The sequence below is a fragment of the Taibaiella sp. KBW10 genome (assembly GCF_003852495.1).
Taxonomy (GTDB): domain Bacteria; phylum Bacteroidota; class Bacteroidia; order Chitinophagales; family Chitinophagaceae; genus Edaphocola.
In genome coordinates this window covers 309565-327257 of sequence record NZ_QAJI01000004.1, presented here as the reverse complement: position 1 = coordinate 327257, position 17693 = coordinate 309565, and the positions used below count along the sequence as shown (strand labels likewise).

At 42.5% G+C, this 17693-nt stretch carries 14 protein-coding genes; 1 reads left to right on the top strand and 13 read right to left on the bottom strand.

The window, feature by feature from the left end:
* The first annotated feature begins 79 nt into the window (after positions 1-79).
* A complete protein-coding gene (locus DBR32_RS09155; RefSeq protein WP_124636010.1) occupies positions 80-1321 on the top strand; it encodes a DEAD/DEAH box helicase in 1242 nt (413 codons plus the stop codon).
* Positions 1322-1447: 126 nt separating this feature from the next.
* On the opposite strand, the gene argH is transcribed toward DBR32_RS09155, so the two are convergent.
* From argH to pnp, 13 genes are all read right to left on the bottom strand, one after another.
* On the bottom strand, positions 1448-2746 hold the full coding sequence (argH, locus tag DBR32_RS09150) for an argininosuccinate lyase (protein WP_124636009.1): 1299 nt from the start codon (positions 2744-2746) through the stop codon (positions 1448-1450).
* A gap of 4 nt (positions 2747-2750) precedes the next feature.
* Positions 2751-3857, bottom strand: coding sequence for a M20/M25/M40 family metallo-hydrolase (locus tag DBR32_RS09145; protein ID WP_124636008.1), 1107 nt, complete (start codon positions 3855-3857; stop codon positions 2751-2753).
* Complete coding sequence (argB, locus tag DBR32_RS09140; protein WP_124636007.1) at positions 3854-4636, bottom strand: acetylglutamate kinase; 783 nt, start codon at positions 4634-4636, stop codon at positions 3854-3856. Before argB ends, DBR32_RS09145 begins: the two co-directional genes overlap by 4 nt.
* Positions 4629-5603, bottom strand: coding sequence for an acetylornithine carbamoyltransferase (locus DBR32_RS09135; protein ID WP_233559703.1), 975 nt, complete (start codon positions 5601-5603; stop codon positions 4629-4631). Before DBR32_RS09135 ends, argB begins: the two co-directional genes overlap by 8 nt.
* A 10-nt stretch (positions 5604-5613) precedes the next feature.
* A complete protein-coding gene (locus DBR32_RS09130; RefSeq protein WP_124636006.1) occupies positions 5614-6759 on the bottom strand; it encodes an aspartate aminotransferase family protein in 1146 nt (381 codons plus the stop codon).
* 10 nt (positions 6760-6769) lie between these two features.
* Positions 6770-7753: an N-acetyl-gamma-glutamyl-phosphate reductase gene (gene argC / locus DBR32_RS09125; protein WP_124636005.1), complete on the bottom strand. Its 984-nt coding sequence runs from the start codon at positions 7751-7753 to the stop codon at positions 6770-6772.
* Position 7754: 1 nt separating this feature from the next.
* Positions 7755-8954, bottom strand: a complete 1200-nt coding sequence (locus DBR32_RS09120) for an argininosuccinate synthase (RefSeq protein WP_233559702.1) — start codon at positions 8952-8954, stop codon at positions 7755-7757.
* A gap of 22 nt (positions 8955-8976) precedes the next feature.
* Positions 8977-9672, bottom strand: a complete 696-nt coding sequence (locus DBR32_RS09115) for a GNAT family N-acetyltransferase (RefSeq protein WP_124636003.1) — start codon at positions 9670-9672, stop codon at positions 8977-8979.
* A gap of 480 nt (positions 9673-10152) precedes the next feature.
* Positions 10153-11049 carry a hypothetical protein gene (locus tag DBR32_RS09110; RefSeq protein ID WP_124636002.1) on the bottom strand — a complete coding sequence of 299 codons (897 nt, stop codon included), beginning with the start codon at positions 11047-11049 and terminating at the stop codon, positions 10153-10155.
* Positions 11050-11055: 6 nt separating this feature from the next.
* Positions 11056-11877 carry an anti-sigma factor gene (locus DBR32_RS09105; RefSeq protein ID WP_124636001.1) on the bottom strand — a complete coding sequence of 274 codons (822 nt, stop codon included), beginning with the start codon at positions 11875-11877 and terminating at the stop codon, positions 11056-11058.
* Entirely contained in the window at positions 11877-12359 is a 483-nt protein-coding gene (locus DBR32_RS09100; RefSeq protein ID WP_124636000.1) for an RNA polymerase sigma factor, read from the bottom strand. The genes DBR32_RS09105 and DBR32_RS09100 overlap by 1 nt, the downstream gene beginning before the upstream one ends.
* A gap of 168 nt (positions 12360-12527) precedes the next feature.
* Complete coding sequence (locus tag DBR32_RS09095; RefSeq protein WP_233559701.1) at positions 12528-14510, bottom strand: M13 family metallopeptidase; 1983 nt, start codon at positions 14508-14510, stop codon at positions 12528-12530.
* A 716-nt stretch (positions 14511-15226) separates the two neighbouring features.
* Entirely contained in the window at positions 15227-17557 is a 2331-nt protein-coding gene (gene pnp, locus DBR32_RS09090) for a polyribonucleotide nucleotidyltransferase (protein WP_124635998.1), read from the bottom strand.
* Positions 17558-17693: the final 136 nt, after the last annotated feature.

The window sequence follows — 17693 nt, the reverse complement described above, 5'->3', positions numbered from 1 at the left end:
AAAAACAATTATTCGATAATAATAACGCACCTTTGCACAGAATAAGCGCAACTCAAATGGTGCGCTAACACTTTTATAAATGACAACATTTCAAGATTTAGCATTAATTAAACCAATTTTATTAGCTTTAGACAAGCTGGGATATCAAAATCCTACCCCTATACAAGAACAAGCCATTCCTCATATATTGAAGCAACAGGATTTACTGGGCTGTGCACAAACCGGTACCGGAAAAACTGCTGCCTTTGCAATTCCTATTTTACAATTATTAGATGCCAAAGGGCCTGCAAAACAGAGACCCAATATCAAAGCACTTATTGTAACCCCTACCCGCGAATTGGCGATCCAGATTGATGAGAGCTTTTCGGAATATGGTGAATTTTTACACCTGAAACATGCCGTTATCTTCGGTGGGGTAAACCAACATGCACAAGTACAACAAATAAGACAAGGCATAGATATCCTAACCGCAACCCCAGGTAGACTGTTGGATCTGATCGGACAAAAACTTATTTCTCTTAAGGATATTGAGTTATTTGTATTAGATGAGGCAGATCGTATGCTGGATATGGGTTTCATTCATGATGTAAAAAAGATCATTCAATTACTGCCGCATAAAAGACAATCCTTATTTTTCTCTGCAACGATGCCTAAGGCGATACAGGCTTTGGCAGATACAATCCTGAGCAAACCGGTTAAAGTATCGGTAACGCCGGAATCGACAACTGCAGAGACTATTCAGCAAAGCTTGTATTATGTAGACCGTTCCAGCAAATACCAATTGTTATCCGATTTGATTGCCAATGAGATCAAAGACAGTGTACTGGTATTTACCCGAACCAAACATGGCGCGGATAAACTGGTGAAGATCTTGAATAAAAGAGAACTTTCTGCCATGGCGATTCACGGTAATAAATCGCAAAATGCAAGGCAAAATGCTCTGGAGCGATTTAAATCAAAAGAGATTCAAGTATTGGTCGCAACTGACCTTGCCGCCAGAGGGATTGATATTGACCTGTTGAAATATGTAATCAACTACGAAATTCCAAATATCCCGGAATCTTATGTACACCGGATTGGTAGAGGTGGCCGTGCAGGTTCAGAAGGAATTGCTATTTCCTTTTGTGACATCGATGAGATGGCTTATATCAAGGACATTGAAAAAATTATCGGTATGAAAATTCCGGTAGTAGAAAACCATAACTATCCGATGAAACAATTGGAGAAAAAAGACACTAAAGCGGCCGCTCCGGACAGAAGACAGTCGACACAGCCCAAAAGAAATAATGGTATGGCCAAAGCAGCCAGAACGAAAAAATAATTATTTGATGAGTGTGGTTGATAATAGATATTATCCTATCATATGACGATCATCAGATAAAATATAATCATACAATAGTAAAGGGGGGTTCTGTTACAGAACCCCCTTTACTATTGTATAAAATGGTTAGGGAAACAATGCTAATACCTGCTCCATTTCTTTTATTATTTCTTCATTACATAAATGATCAATACTGCCCTCATGGGTATGGACTCTTTTTTCACCCGCCGAAAAGGTACCGGCCTCAATGGCTTTCCCCACTTGCTGATAGGCCGCTCTGAAGGGTACCCCTGTCAATACCAATTCATTTACGGCCTCTACACTAAACAGGTATTGGTACTTATCAGCCTTCAGGATATCTTTAGTTACTTTTATCTCTTGCAGCATCAATCGCATCATTTGCAGACAACTTCCCAGTTCTGTAAGGGCAGGAAACAATATTTCTTTAGTGAGCTGCAACTCTCTGTGGTAGCCACTGGGCAGATTATTGATCAGCAAAGTCAATTCATTAGGTATCGCCTGAATACGGTTGCATTTGCCTCGGATCAACTCCAGTACATCCGGATTCTTTTTATGGGGCATAATACTGCTGCCCGTCGTCAATGCCTCCGGAAAGGAGATAAAGCCAAAGTCCTGATTCAGGTATAAACAACAGTCCAATGCCAGTTTACTTAAGGTTGCGGCAATACCGCCTATGGCAATGGCTACCGTTTTTTCTGTTTTTCCCCGGCTCATTTGCGCATAAATACTGTTCCAGTGCAGGGTTTCAAAACCCAATAATTCAGTAGTGCGTTTTCTGTTTAAAGGAAAAGAAGAACCATAACCGGCGCCGCTTCCCAAAGGATTCTTATTACACAGTTTATAGGCAGTGGCCAATAGTGCCAGATCATCGACCAGGCTTTCTGCATAAGCACCAAGCCACAAACCCACAGAAGAAGGCATGGCTATTTGCAAATGCGTATACCCGGGTATCAAATCTGCCTGATGAAGATTACTTTTGGTAATCAAGTCGTCGAACAAGCTTTTTGTGGCTTCCTTAAGTTCTATACAGGCCGCTCGAAGAAACAGCTTAATGTCTACCGCTACCTGATCATTACGGCTGCGGCCACTATGAATCATCTTGCCAATATCCCCTAGTTGCCTTGTGAGCAGCAGTTCTACTTGTGAATGCACATCCTCTACCCCATCTTCAATCAGAAAATTGCCTGCTTCAATTTCGGCAGCAATCGCATTCAGTCCCAGAATGGCCTGATCGGCATCTTCCGGAGGCATCAATCCGTTTTCGCCCAACATGCGTACATGTGCTGCAGAGCCCTGTACATCATAAGCAGCCAATAATAGGTCAAACATTTTGTCTTTCCCGACTGTGAACGTTTCCACTATTTCCGAAACGGAACTATGTTCTTTCTGCCAAAGTTTTTTCATACGATTAAAGGATTATTCTTGCTAATAATTGGATATAAGTGGCTATACCTTCTGCTATTTCGGGTATAAAAATAAATTCGTTTGCCGTATGGCTGCGTGCACTATCACCCGGACCCATTTTCACCGCGGGAAAAGGCATTAAAGCCTTGTCACTCGTGGTGGGAGAACCAAAGCAATTTAGCCCCATTGCTGTTCCCGCCAGGACTAAAGGATGGTTCAGCGCAATACTGCTGGGACGTAAACGGGTACTTCTGGCCTTGATCCTACTGTGCAGGTGTGCTTGCAGGATGTGCAGGATCGATGCCATGTCATAACATTCGTTTACCCGGATATCAATCACAAAATCGCAGGTATCAGGGACCACATTATGTTGTTTATTCGGCGTTTCTATCGAGGTTACCGAGAGTTGCACCGGGCCTAAGAAATCACTTACTTTTTCGAAGGTATAATTCCGTAGCCAATCAATATCTTCCAATGCCTTATAAAGCGCATTTTCACCCTCCTTACGTGCTGCATGCCCCGCTTTACCCGTCGCCCGTACATCAACCACCAGCAATCCGCGTTCTACCACTGCCATTTGTAATTGTGTGGGTTCCCCGACAATCGCAGACCAATGCACTTTATGCTCTAAAAATCCGGTATAAGCATTAAATACCTCATTTGTCCATAAAGAAGTGATGCCACCGCTACCGCTGATTTCTTCTTCTGCCGTTGCGGCCAACACCAGGTTACAGGAAAGGTCTGTTTTATCATAAAAGAAGATAAAGGCTGCAATAAGGGCCACCAGGCACCCCCCGGCATCATTACTGCCCAGGCCAAACAATTGCGTACCTTCTTCTATAGGATCATAAGGATCCAGGGTATATCCATTGTTGGCTTTTACCGTATCATGATGCGAATTGAGTAGGATTACCGGCTTTTGCAGATCAAAATGCAGATTACGGGCGCATATATTATGACCGATGCGGATAATTTCGATACCACGTGCTTGTAAGAACCCGGCTATAAGGTCGGCAGTATGTTCCTCTTCTTTACTCAAAGAAGGTATTTTGATCAATGCTTTCAGCAGCTCGATGGCATCTTGCTGTAATAGTTCCGGGGAGGGTGTCATAACATAATTTTGGTGCCACACTGGCCTTTTATCAATGCGTCGAGCGCGGTAGCATTACCGATATGTACTGCTTGTACACCCGCCTGCACGGCTGAAAAAGCATTATCGAGTTTTGGGATCATGCCTTCAAAGATCTTTCGCTTGGCTTTTAGTTGTGCATAAGGTGCCGGTTGCAATACCCGAATCACCGAGGTTTCGTCGTTTACATCCGACAGCACACCCGGTTTTTCAAAGCAGTACACCAGTTCAGTTGCATAAACGGAACTTAAAGCTTTAGCCAGTTCTTGTGCAATCGTATCGGCATTGGTATTGAGCAATTGCCCTTGCCCATCATGTGTAATCGGCGCGATCACCAAAGCTTCCGTAGTTTGCAACAATTGAACCAGCATGGTTACATTAACCGTATCAATATCGCCGGCAAAACCATAATCTACTTCAAAAGATGTTCTTTTATGTGCTTTTATAATATTGGCATCGGCGCCGCAAATTCCCAGCACATTGCATGGGTATTGTTGTAGAAGGGCTACAATATTTTTATTGATATAACCGGCATAAACCATAGTGACAATCTGTAAAGTAGCAGCATCGGTAAGGCGTCTGCCTTCGACCATTTCCTGTGGGATACCCAGACGGTCTGCCATTCGGGTCGCCAGTTTACCGCCCCCATGTACCAAGATTTTCTTCCCGGCTATCTGTGCAAATTGCTTTAGGAAAGAGGCCAGTTGCGTTTCCTCATCAATGATATTGCCCCCGATTTTTATAATAGTGATTTTATCCATTGGTATTTAATATTTGTGCCAGTACGGCTTGTGCAGCCCATACCCTATTGGCGGCCTGTTGGGTAACAATACTTTGCTTACTGTCCAGCAAGGCATCACTCAGTTCTACATTCCTCCTTACGGGCAGACAGTGCATTATTTTGGCAGCATTGGTCCGGGACAAATCCTCCGGCTGTAATAGCCAATCTTCTTTTCCATTCATTGCTTGTCCATAATCACGATAACTGCTCCAGTTTTTGACATATACAAAATCTGCTTCTGCCAGGGCTTCTTTTTGGTCATGGATTATGCTTGCTCCACGTGTATAGGTTTCTTCAAGTTCCATACCTTCGGGATGCGTAATGATAAAATCGGCCTGATCCCATGCAGTCACCCATTGGGCGAAGCTATTGGCAACACATTGTGGCAGGACTTTTACATGTGGTGCCCAGGACAAAACAATCTTAGGTCGTTTAAGCCCGAATTCGCTAATGGTCATAAGGTCTGTCAGCGATTGTAAGGGATGTAATGTGGCACTCTCTAAACTGATCACCGGTACGGTACTGTACTTAATAAATTGGTTTAGATAAAATTCGCAATAATCTAATTGGCGGTCTTTTAAACCGGGAAAGGTACGGATCGCCAATACATCAAAATAGCTGCTCAATACTGGAACGGCATCTTTAATATGTTCTGCAGTATTGCCTTTCATCACCACACCGTCTTCAAATTCCCAGGTCCAGCCTTCGCTACCTATATTAAAAACCATCGCCTGCAATCCTAATTGCTCTGCCGCTACCTGCGTACTTAAACGCGTGCGTAAGCTGGGATTTAAAAAGATTAACCCGATACGTTTTTGCAGACCCAAAGTCTGTTGGGCAAAAGGTGTCTTCTTAAAAGCCGATGCTTCCTGAATCAATTGGTTTATGGCCAGAGATAAGTCCTGTCCGCTATCTGCAATGTCTTGTACGCAGGTGAATTTTTGCACAACAAAATATTTAAGTGTTTTGTAAAGTGTGTATGGCCTTTCTGAGCTCGGTTAAGAACAGATCGGCATCTGCTTTCGTTAAGGCTAAACTCGGCAATAAACGAATCACATTGGGTTTCGCCTCTCCGGTGAAAATAAAATGCTTTTGCAGTAAATGCTTTTTTAAAGATGCAATGCTTTCCGGCACATCGAAGCCGATCATGAGTCCATGGCCGCGCACGTTTTCCAGGGGTGCCACTTGCCTTAAGGCTTCCATCAGGTAGTTACCCATCTCTAAAGCATGTGTGATCAAATGCTCCTTTTCGATCACTTCCAAAACGGCTAATGCTGCAGCGCAAGCCAGGTGATTGCCTCCGAAGGTGGTGCCCAGCATAAAGTGTTTGGGATGAATATGCGGTGCAATAATGATACCGGCTACGGGAAAACCATTGCCCATGCCTTTTGCCATAGTATAGATATCTGCATTGACTTCGGCATAATCATGACTAAAAAATTTACCGGAGCGTCCATAACCGCATTGTACACTGTCGGCAATATATAGTGCTCCGTATTGATCGCATAAAGCCCTGATGGCCTGTAAAAACGGTACGCTGGCCATATTAATGCCACCTACACCCTGTATACCTTCTGTAATTACTGCAGCGATATCATGGCCTTCCGTAGCGAATGTTTCTGCTAATGCCGTCACATCGTTAAAGGGCAGGAAAATAATATTATCTGTTTCATTGACGGGAGCAATATTGCTTTTGTTATCCGTGGCACTTACCGCTAAGGAAGTGCGTCCATGAAAGGCTTTGCTAAAAGCAATGATCTTTTTTCTATTGGTATGAAATGAGGCTAGCTTCATTGCATTTTCATTGGCCTCTGCGCCACTGTTGCACAAGAACAACTGGTAGTCCTTTTTATCTGAGACCTGACCCAGTTTATCAGCCAATTGTTGCTGTATCGGAATCTGAATTGAGTTAGAGTAAAAGGCAATTTCCTGTAATTGTTTGCTGATGGCTTTTGTCCAATGCGGATGGGTATGCCCGATACTGATCACGGCATGGCCGCCATACATATCGAGATAGGATTGCCCTTTTTCGTCCCATACATAAGAACCTGAAGCTTTTACAATATTGATAGGATTGATGGGATATACGTCAAATAAATTCATATGGTATGGATTAAAAAACTAAAGATTTTAAGTGCAAGCCGGTCATTTCTTCCAGGCCAAACATCAGGTTCATATTTTGTACTGCCTGACCTACAGCGCCTTTCAACAGGTTATCGATAGTACTGTGTATGACAGTGTCCTCCCCTTGCTTTTCAATCTGGATCAGACATTTGTTGGTATTCACCACTTGCTTCAGGTCGATGGGATCTTTACTAAGGTGTACAAAAGGATGTTCCCGGTAGTAATGTTCATATAGAGTGTATAATGCATCTAAGGACAGATCATTTTTTAATTGTGTACTCACGAAGATACCTCTGGGAAAGTCGCCGCGCCAGGGTATAAAATGTACCGCATCGGCAGGGATATCGGCTTGTAATTGTTTTAAGGACTGCCCTATTTCTGTCAGGTGTTGGTGGCTCAGCGTTTTATAAGCTTGAATATTATTGGCACGCCAACTAAAGTGGCTGGTACTGCTTAATGACTGGCCGGCGCCGGTACTACCGGTAATTCCCGTAGTATAAACGGCTCCTAACACACCCGCTGCGGCTAAGGGCAGCAAACCCAATTGGATGGCCGTAGCAAAACAGCCGGGATTAGCCAGGTATTGCGCCGTCTTTATTTTTTCCTTTTGCAGCTCCGGTAAACCATATATAAAAGCATGGCCTTTCCATAAAGCCTGATCCTGTATGCGAAAATCATTCGCCAGATCAATCACTTTGATATGTTCCTTTATAGTATTGTGCTCCAAAAAGGCCCGGGATGCTCCATGACCCAGGCACAGAAACAATAAGTCAATCTCCTGTGTATGGGTATCGGTGAAATACAAATCCGTTTCTCCGATCAGGTCCCGATGTACGGAAGTAACTGCTTTGCCTGCATTGCTCCTGCTGTGTACAAAAACAATTTCCGAAACCGGGTGTTGTACTAATACCCGGATCAACTCTCCGCCGGTATAGCCTGCGCCACCGATAATACCTATTCTTATTGTTTTCATCTTAGTCTTGTTTTGGTCTGTTGTTTACGGCATTCCAGATTTTTACCTGGTTGCCAAATATGGTACTGAATCCTCTTACATCTGCTCCGGTGTAGCCGCTGTTCATCTCTCCGTATTGCCCGAAAGCATTGTGCATGAGATCATGTGCACTCTCTATTCCTGCAATCATAAAACGGTAAGGATAGAGGTGAACAAAGACTTTACCATTTACCTGTTGCTGGCTGTTTTCAAAAAAGGCTTCGATATCTTTCATCACCGGATCTAACAATTGCCCTTCATGCAGCCAGTTGGCATAGAACTGCGCCAGGGTATCTTTCCATTGCAATTGCCATTTGGTAAGCACATGCTTCTCTAAGGTATGGTGTGCTTTAAGGATCACCATGGGCGCTGCAGCTTCAAAGCCTACCCTGCCTTTAATACCGATAATGGTGTCTCCAATATGAATATCTCTACCGATACCAAAAGGTCCCGCGATCTGCTGCAAGTATTGAATAGCAGCCACCGGATGGGCAAAATTCCGGTCATTAACGGCCTTCAATTCTCCATGAATAAACTCCAGGGTTACCTTTTCCATTTCTGTTTTGGTACAGGCAGTGGGCCAGGCCTCTTCTGGAAGCATCCCGTGGCTTTGTAAGGTTTCCTTACCACCTATGCTGGTGCCCCATAACCCTTTATTGATGCTATAAGCCGCTTTTTCAAAGTCCATGGCTATGCCTTTGCTTTTAAGGTAGGCAATCTCTTCTGCACGGCTCAATTGCTGATCGCGTATTGGGGTAATAATCTCCACACCCGGTATTACCTGGTGAAAAACCATATCAAAACGCACCTGATCGTTGCCTGCCCCGGTACTGCCATGCGCGACGGCATCGGCCTGTATTGCTTTGGCATGATTGGCTATATGTATGGCCTGGCACAGCCTTTCAGCACTTACACTTAAGGGATAGGTATTGTTTTTAAGACAATTGCCAAAGACGAGGTATTTGATAATGCTGTCGTAATAGTGATGTACGGCATCTATGCTTGTATGGGAAGCCACACCCAAGGTATAGGCATGCGCCTCGATCGTCTTTAATTCTTCGGCCGTAAAGCCACCGGTGTTGACAATCACGCTATGCACTTCATAGCCCAGCTCCTGACTCAGGTATTGGGCGCAATAGCTGGTATCCAGCCCGCCACTAAATCCTAAAACAATTTTTTTCATGATTTTTTATGCGATTTCCCTTTTATGAAATTTCTTTTTTTGATTTACGTTCTTCTTTTTTCAATGCGCGTGCTTTCAATAGTTTGCCTAGCATATTGTTTCGCTTCAGTCGTAATAAACGGGCCAGGACTTTATTTTTCTCTTTAAAGAATTGTTTGGTTTCTGAGGCTGTATAATGATCTTCCGGATCATACATCATGGCAGTACAGAGGCAGTTTTTGCGTTCTTTCATCATGAGGATCTCATAATTGACACAGCTTTTACAGCCCGACCAGAAATGTTCTTCCTGTGTCAGTTCACTATACGTCACCGGCTCATAACCCAGGTCGCTATTGATTTTCATCACGGCCAGCCCTGTGGTTAATCCAAATATTTTAGCCTGCGGATAAAGTGTTTTACTCAGGTTAAAGATCTGTTTTTTGATTTCTTTTGCGACACCATGGCCTCTAAAATCGGGATTGACGATCAGGCCGCTGTTGGCCACAAAAGCGCCATGGCTCCAGGTTTCGATATAGCAAAAGCCTACCCAGATACCGGTGGTCGTAAGGGCTATGACAGACTTTCCCTCCAGCATTTTTTGTGCAATATAATCGGGAGACCGTTTGGCAATACCGGTGCCCCTTACTTGGGCACTATGCTCCATCTCATTGATGATGGTTGTTGCATAAGACACGTCTGCCTGCCCTGCAGTGCGAAAAATTATCTTAGAATCTGGCACTTATTAATTATTTAAAATAAAAAACGGAAAACGAAAAGAAGACACTAGTGGCTAGTGTTTCAAATAAAAAGAGGGACCGACAGCAGTTTGTAAACAACTACTACCAGTTCACCTGTCGCGATGATCTGGGGCTAAAGTGCGATAAGTTATCAGCAATCATATCTGCTGTATCGACTGAAAATTGATATATAAGTGTTGTAATCAATTTGTAAAATGAGGGGCAAATGTATTACATAATTTAAAACAAACAAGTATTTGCCGGAATAATTTTACAATCGTTTACTTTACGACAAGGCGACCGAAAAGTGTGGAATAATGATGCAGGCTTACCAGGACTGCTTTTGGACCATACGCAGATGAGTAAAATGAGCAACTGCTTGTCACTGTAATAAAAATATATGGTTGCGATAAAGTAATATTCAGGGCATAAAAAAGCCGGCTTCATCAAGCCGGCTTTTTTATGTAAAGGGTATGCGATTATTATATTCCTCCGAAGCGAATTCCGAAGCTGATCGGTTGTTGGGTCAGAGAAGCATCTTTGTACAAATTGGTTATTTGATAGGAGCCATAGAAGCGCACATTACCAATACCAATCTCTGCATTCAGGTTTACATTATAGTTGCTAAAGTTAAACTGGTCATGGTTTTTATCTTTACCTCTCTCTCCGGAAACCTGCTTGGTCCAGCTGTTCAAGCGATAACCTACACTACCGCCGAAGCCATAGGTCAACCAGTTTTTCTTATCAATTCTATGGTTAAAATTGATCATCAAAGGCACGGTAAGATAGTTTAAGGATAGTTTGTTTTTAGTAAAGGCAACAGAGTCCATTACGATTTTATAATTCGGGTCGTTTACAAATGAAATGTTTTTATTGAACCTGAAATTGTAAATCTGCAAGCCTACACCGGTGTACAGGTTTATGCCGAAGTTTTTATTTTTTACTACTTTATAATTAAACATTACCGGGTAAATATTTACATTCCAGGAACGGCCATTTTGCAGACTGAACAAGTCTTTGTTGACTTTATCATTAGGAATGTTACTAAAATTATTCATTAAAGCAGCATCCTGTACATTATAGACGGTATTGTCCTGCAAGAGATTTAAACCCAGATCGAGCATACCCCATTGTACCTGAAATCTTTTCTCCGCGCGTCGCTCGTCTTGCTTGGTATCGCTTACCCGAACGCCGCTGGTAGTAATGGAAATATATTTATCGCTTTTTTTCGTAGTATCTCCGGGCGTTTTATTTTCGATTACGTAGAGTTCTACATCCCCTTTTTGCTCTTTGGTAATCTTTTTTGTTTTTTCCTGAGCTTGGGTGGTTACAGTGCCTAATAATGTGGCTGCAGTGGCCAGTACGAGTAAATGTTTCATGTTTATTTATTTTAGGGTTATGGTATAAGATTTATGGATTTTGTTACCTAATGACAGTTCAATTGTTGTTGATTTTTCTTCTTTAAAAAACCAGTTGCCTGCGTTAATCACATTGCCCAGCAAGCCTTTGGGCGTTTCATATTTACGAACGAAGTCCGTATTGTCTTCTTCATTGGCAATAGTTTCGATAGCGACATACTGTGTTGCGATAGGGTTTACAGGGCTGCCGGCTATGGCGATTGCATCATACTTATTGGCTTGCGGAGTATGGATTAAGGGTACGTTGGTATGCTGTGCTGTTATTTCTTTAGGTAGTGCAGGTACCTGTAGTGCCAGTCCGGTATTATTGGGTTTGGATTTATTCACCATACGATCTGCTTTCTTCGGTTCTGTCGTTGCCTGTGGTTTTACGGTTTTTCCTGAAGGCTTTGTCGAAGTAGGCCTGCTGGTGGGGATTGGATTCGTAAAAACAGGGGGCAACTGGGATTTAGCAACTGTTTGTTCAGGTGTGTGCTGCCCTTGGTTAAAGAACCATAAAGAAGACAGGAGTACCAGAGGCGCAATAGCGGCCGCAGCATATAAAGGCCATTTCTTTTTAGCCGCAACAGGGGCAACCAATGGAATGGTTTTCTTTAACTCATCCTTAAAGGCATATACCATATGGTCTTGAGGATCCAGTTTTAAAGAAAGGTAATCGGCATATAATTGCTGATAAGCCTCTTTAGTATCTATAATTTCAAGGATCGCCTGCTCTTGCTCCGGGTTTAATTCACCATCGACCAACAGCATAATTTGCTCCTCTATATAAGTGATATCTGTATGTTTCATTATAAAATTTGCTTTTTGCTGATGAGATAATCTTTTAGTGTTTTTCTGGCCCGGTGCAGGTATACTTTTACCTGAGTAAGGTTGAGCGTGGTGATCTTGCTGATTTCTTCGTAACTGTATCCTTCATAATCTTTTAATAAAATCAGGGTCTTACTTTGCTGATCAAGTATTTTCAGTGCTTCTTGTAGATATCCTTTCCATTCGTTTGTGTTATTAATATTTGTGGTTTCTAAAAAATGTTCGTTGTTCAGTTCTCTTGTCTTCGGCTTTCGGAATTGGTCCATACATCGTCGGTGTGCCACGGTAAACAGATAGCTTTTCGCCTTTTCAAAGTAGACTTCTTCCAGGTTCAGCCATAGGGTCTCAAAGCTTTGCTGGACGACATCTTTTGCATCTTCGGCATGTTGCAGCGTTTTGAACGCAAACCGGTATAGGCCATCTGCCCATTCTTCTACGGTGATATTGTATTCTTTTGCGGTCATTTAATAGTTAATCGTTGTCGGAGGAAAAAAGTTACAAAACTTTTCAAATATTTTTTATTATCATAAAAAATGATGCTCATTTTAGTTTGTATAATTGCTCTAAAACAGTTGTGGCGCGCCTTCGGCGCGCCACAACAAAACGGGAAATAATATTTGACCGGTATATGATTACCAGATAATGATTCTTTCTGTTTCGGGTAAATACAATTTATTACCTTGTTTTGTATCCCATGCTTTATGGAATTCGATCAGGTGCGGCATCGGGCCATTAATACGGTCATGCGCCGGGCTATGCGGATCGGTCAACACCTGTTGGCGTAAAGCCGCTTCCGTAATATTGGTATGCCACACTTGTGCCCAACCCAGGAAGAAACGTTGTTGCCAGGTATAGCCATCAATTAAGGCTGGTTCCGGCTTTCCTTTTAAGGATTTCTCCAAGGCATGATAGGCAAGGGTCAAACCGCCCAGATCAGCGATATTCTCACCAATGGTCAACTTTCCGTTTACGTTTAATCCGGGTAATACTTCGCGACTGTCGAAATAAGCAATATACTTATTGGCCAGGGTATCAAATTTCTGACGATCATCTTCTGTCCACCAGTTTTTCATATTACCTTCTGCATCATACTTTGAACCTTTATCATCGAAACCATGGCTGAATTCATGACCGATTACGGCAATGATACCACCATAGTTGATCGCATCATCTGCATCCGGGTTAAAGAAGGGCGGTTGTAATATTCCTGCAGGGAATACCACTTCATTATTCAAGGGGCTGTAATAAGCGTTAACCGTTTGTGGCGACATGCCCCAGTCTTTTTTATCTACTTCTTTTCCTATTTTATTGATCGATTCTTTGTGGCTCCACAATCTTGCAGAGATCACATTTTCTACCAGTGTATTGGATTTGATATCGATTGTAGAATAATCTTTCCATTGATCAGGATATCCGATCTTATAAGTAAAGGCAGCCAGTTTTTTACGGGCTTCAATTTTTGTTTCGGGACTCATCCAGCTCAACTGATCGATGCGCTCACCAAAAACCACGCGTACATTTTCAATCATTTCGGCTACTTTTTGCTTGGAGCTTTCCGGGAAATATTTAGCAACAAACAGTTTACCCAAAGGCATACCCATGATACCATTGGTGGCAGATGTCGCACGCTCTTCCATGGATTTGCGTTGTTTTACCCCACGCATTACAGTACTACCGAAACGGAAGTCTTCATTTTGAAAGTCTTCAGAAAGATAGCCTGCAAAAGAAGACAATAACTGCCAGCGGGAATATTGTTTTAAAATATCCACAGAGGTACTGTTCAACAAGGCATTCAATTGACTCAGGTATTCTTTATTCTGAACAATAACAACATCTATTTTGAAGCCTTGATGTGCCAGATAACCGTCCATATCAAAATCCTTGATCAGGGTTTTGAATTCCCCGTAAGGCATTTTATTATAAGTCTTTATCGGATCTCTCAGCTCTACATTGGATAATTGTAAGGCGGCTAATGCCGTTTCAAATTTGAGGATCGTTTCACCCGGGTTTTTATCTTTCCAACCCGCCAGACTAAACATTTTGTTGATATGGCCTACGAATTCTTTACGAATGGCGACTGCACTCGAATCATCACGGGAATAAAACCCTTTTTCTCCCAGGCTCAGGCCACTTTGGCCCGCATATATTGCATTCCATTTGCTGTTTTTCTTATCGGCATAAATCCCGAAACCAAGGACACCGTCCACACCGGCAATATCCAGTGCGCCGCATAGATTGGTCCATTCTTTTACCGTTTTCACCGCATTAATTTTATCGGCATATTTTTTTATCGGGCTCACGCCTAATTTATTCAGGGTATTGATATCTGAATAGGCTTTATAGAAGTCCGCAATTTGTTGGGCTTCTGTTCCCTTCTTTAAATTAGATTGCGCCAGGATCTCTTTAATGATTCCTTTGAGGCGTACATCTTTATTTTCTTTGTCTAGGATACCAAAGGCACCCCAGCGGCTTTCTGTGCTCGGAATAGGGTTGTTCTTCTTCCATCCTCCATTCGCAAACTGATCAAAATCGTCACAGGCATGTGCTGATTTGTCTAAATCGCTAATGGGGAAGGCAGGTACTTTCTGTTGTGCCTGAATAGGGTTCTGTGCCATAAATAAAGCTGTGGCTGATAAGAGTAACCACTTTTTAGAGTACAATTGAATAGAATACATTTTAAGAATTTGAACTCCAAATTTATCGAAAATTCGCGACAAATCGAGCGCTAATATGCCAGTCTTCCGATAGTTATTGGACCATTGTTGCATGTAGCTTATTCTCATATGATTATCCCTCATTTTGATAACCAGTGTAGCGTATTATATGGCTATCCGCATGTAGGAAACAAAGTTCTTATAGGTAAAATTGCACCGGGCTTAGTTTATTTTGGTGTCCCTTCGGTCTCAGCAAATGATGGTACAGAGACCGCATTACTATGACGCATTAGGTGCGCTACTCCTAACAGCACTCGCTACTGTGTTATATACAGCGATAGCAAATTGCATGCGGAAATATGATCTTCGAGCAAAAAAGGTAAGCGATCTGTACAGAACAGACCACTTAGGACCGGCCTTATATATCCGGCGTTAAGGAAATCATTGGCTCGGTCGATAAGGCGTAAACCACGGTCTGAGCGCAGCGAGCTTGGTTTACGACCGAACGACACCTTCAATTTTTGGCGGTACCTTTTGCATCAAGGCAAAAGATAGCAATACCAATAAATGGAAACCAAAAGGATAATTAAGTCTTTGTTTTCTAAAAGTGGATACTCAGTTTATATAAAAAAATGCCGGCGTTAACGACCGGCATTTTCAAAATGATATACTTACAATTACAAGGCTAAATCTGCATCAGCAGGATCAATGGCCGGTGTATTATTTTCTACTATTGGTGTATCCTGAACAGGTTGCTCTTCACGAGGTTCACGTGGACCTCTTCTGTCGCCACGATCACGATTGTTATCGCGGTCTCTTCTATCTCCTCTGTCATTTCTGTCTCCACCTTCTCTGCGCTCTCTTTTCTCCCCTTCTGGTTTTTCTACATAACCTTCAGGTTTTGGCATCAATACTTTTCTGCTCAAACGGAATTTACCGGTTTTCTGGTCTACGCCTAACAGTTTTACTTTGATTACCTCATTTTCGCTTAATACACCTTCTAAAGTATCTAGGCGCTTCCAGCTTACTTCTGAGATATGCAGCAAACCTTGTTTACCCGGCATAAACTCTACAAAAGCACCATAAGGCATGATTGATTTAACGGTAGACTCATACACCTCTCCTACTTCCGGAATGGCTACGATACCTTTAATCCAGTTCATCGCTGCGTTCAGGCTTTCTCCGTTATTAGAGAATACCTTAACGACACCTGTTTCGCCAACTTCTTCGATATTGATTTCCGCACCGGTAGTACGTTGAATTTCTTGAATGATTTTACCACCTGGTCCGATTACCGCACCGATAAACTCACGATCAATGATCAATTGTTCGATACGTGGTGTTTGTGGTTTCAATTCCGGTCTGTATGCAGGCATGGCTTCATACATGGCATCCAGGATGTGTAAACGGCCCTTATTGGCTTGTGCCAATGCCTGACGCATTACATCCATACTTAAACCATCTACTTTAATATCCATTTGAATACCACAGATCCCTTCACGGGTACCCGTTACTTTAAAGTCCATATCTCCTAAATGATCTTCATCACCCAGGATATCGGTCAATACAGCCCATTTACCATCGCTGGCACGGCTGATCAGACCCATCGCTACACCACTTACGTGTTTAGGGAAAGGTACACCCGCATCCATCAAAGCAAGAGAACCGGCACAAACAGTAGCCATAGAAGAAGAACCATTAGATTCCAGGATATCAGAAACAACACGTACAGTATACGCATAATCTTTTGGCATCATTTGGAATAAAGAACGCTTCGCAAGGTTACCATGTCCTACTTCTCTACGGCTTGGTCCACGCATTGGCTTGGTTTCTCCGGTAGAGAATGGCGGGAAGTTATAGTGTAACAGGAATTTTTGATAATTGGAAGTACCGGCAGTTTCGATCAGTAACTCATCGTCTTTGGTACCTAAAGTCACGGTGGTCATAGACTGAGTCTCACCGCGGGTAAATAATGCAGAACCGTGAGGAGTTGGTAAAGCATTGGTTTCTATATATAAACCACGTACTTCATCTAGTTTACGACCATCTAAACGACGGCTTTCATCCAGGATCATATTACGTACACTATAGTATTGCAGGTCGTCAAAATAACGTTTTGCAAAAGCGATGGTTTCTTCTTCAGGTGTTTCCCCGAAGCTGGCCATCAATTCTTCTTTTAATGCTTTAATAGCATCTGTACGATCGTGTTTGTTGCTACCCGCTCTGGCGATTTCCAGCATGCGCGCTCCGGCAAATGATTCTACAGCAGCTTTAACTTCTTCGTTCTCTGTAAATTCGGCTACTACTCTTTTAGCAGGAGCGCCAACTTTAGCTCTTAATTCTTCTTGTGCTTTTACTTGCTTACGAATCGCTTCGTGTGCTACTTCGATCGCTTTGATCATGTCTTCTTCCTGACATTCTTTAGCTTCTCCTTCTACCATCATGATATTCTTTTCGGTAGCGGCGATGATAAAGTCCATATCAGCTGTTTCGATTTGCGCCGGCGAAGGGTTTACCACCATTTCACCATTGATACGGGCAACTCTGGCCTCAGAAATGATTTCTTGGATAGGCACATCGGATACTGCCAGTGCAGCAGAAGCTGCTAAACAGGCCAAAGCGTCTGGCATTACTTCAGGATCATTGGAAATCAAGGAAACTAAAACCTGTACTTCACATAAATAGCTTTCCGGGAATAAAGGACGTAAAGCTCTGTCGATCAGACGACATATTAATATTTCATAATCACTTATTCTGCCTTCGCGTTTGAAGAAAGAACCGGGAATACGACCTGCGGATGCAAATTTTTCTTGATAGTCAACAGTCAGCGGGAAGAAAGATTGGCCTGGTCTAGGCTCTTTACTCGCTACTACAGTAGCTAAGATTACACAGTCGCCACAGCGAACTGTAACAGCACCGTCCGCTTGACGGGCTAATTTTCCTGTTTCGATTATTACTTCTTTACCATTGTCTAAAGTAAAGGAAACCGAAGTTGGATTCAATGTCATATATCTTTTGTTTAAGTCAGCTTAGAGACCGAATATTCAGCTTAAAATAATATGGTTAAGGTCTCTAAAAAATTAACCACATTAAAGGTTTCGCGAAGTTAAGTGTAATAACTGATAATTTTTTATAATTTATTTT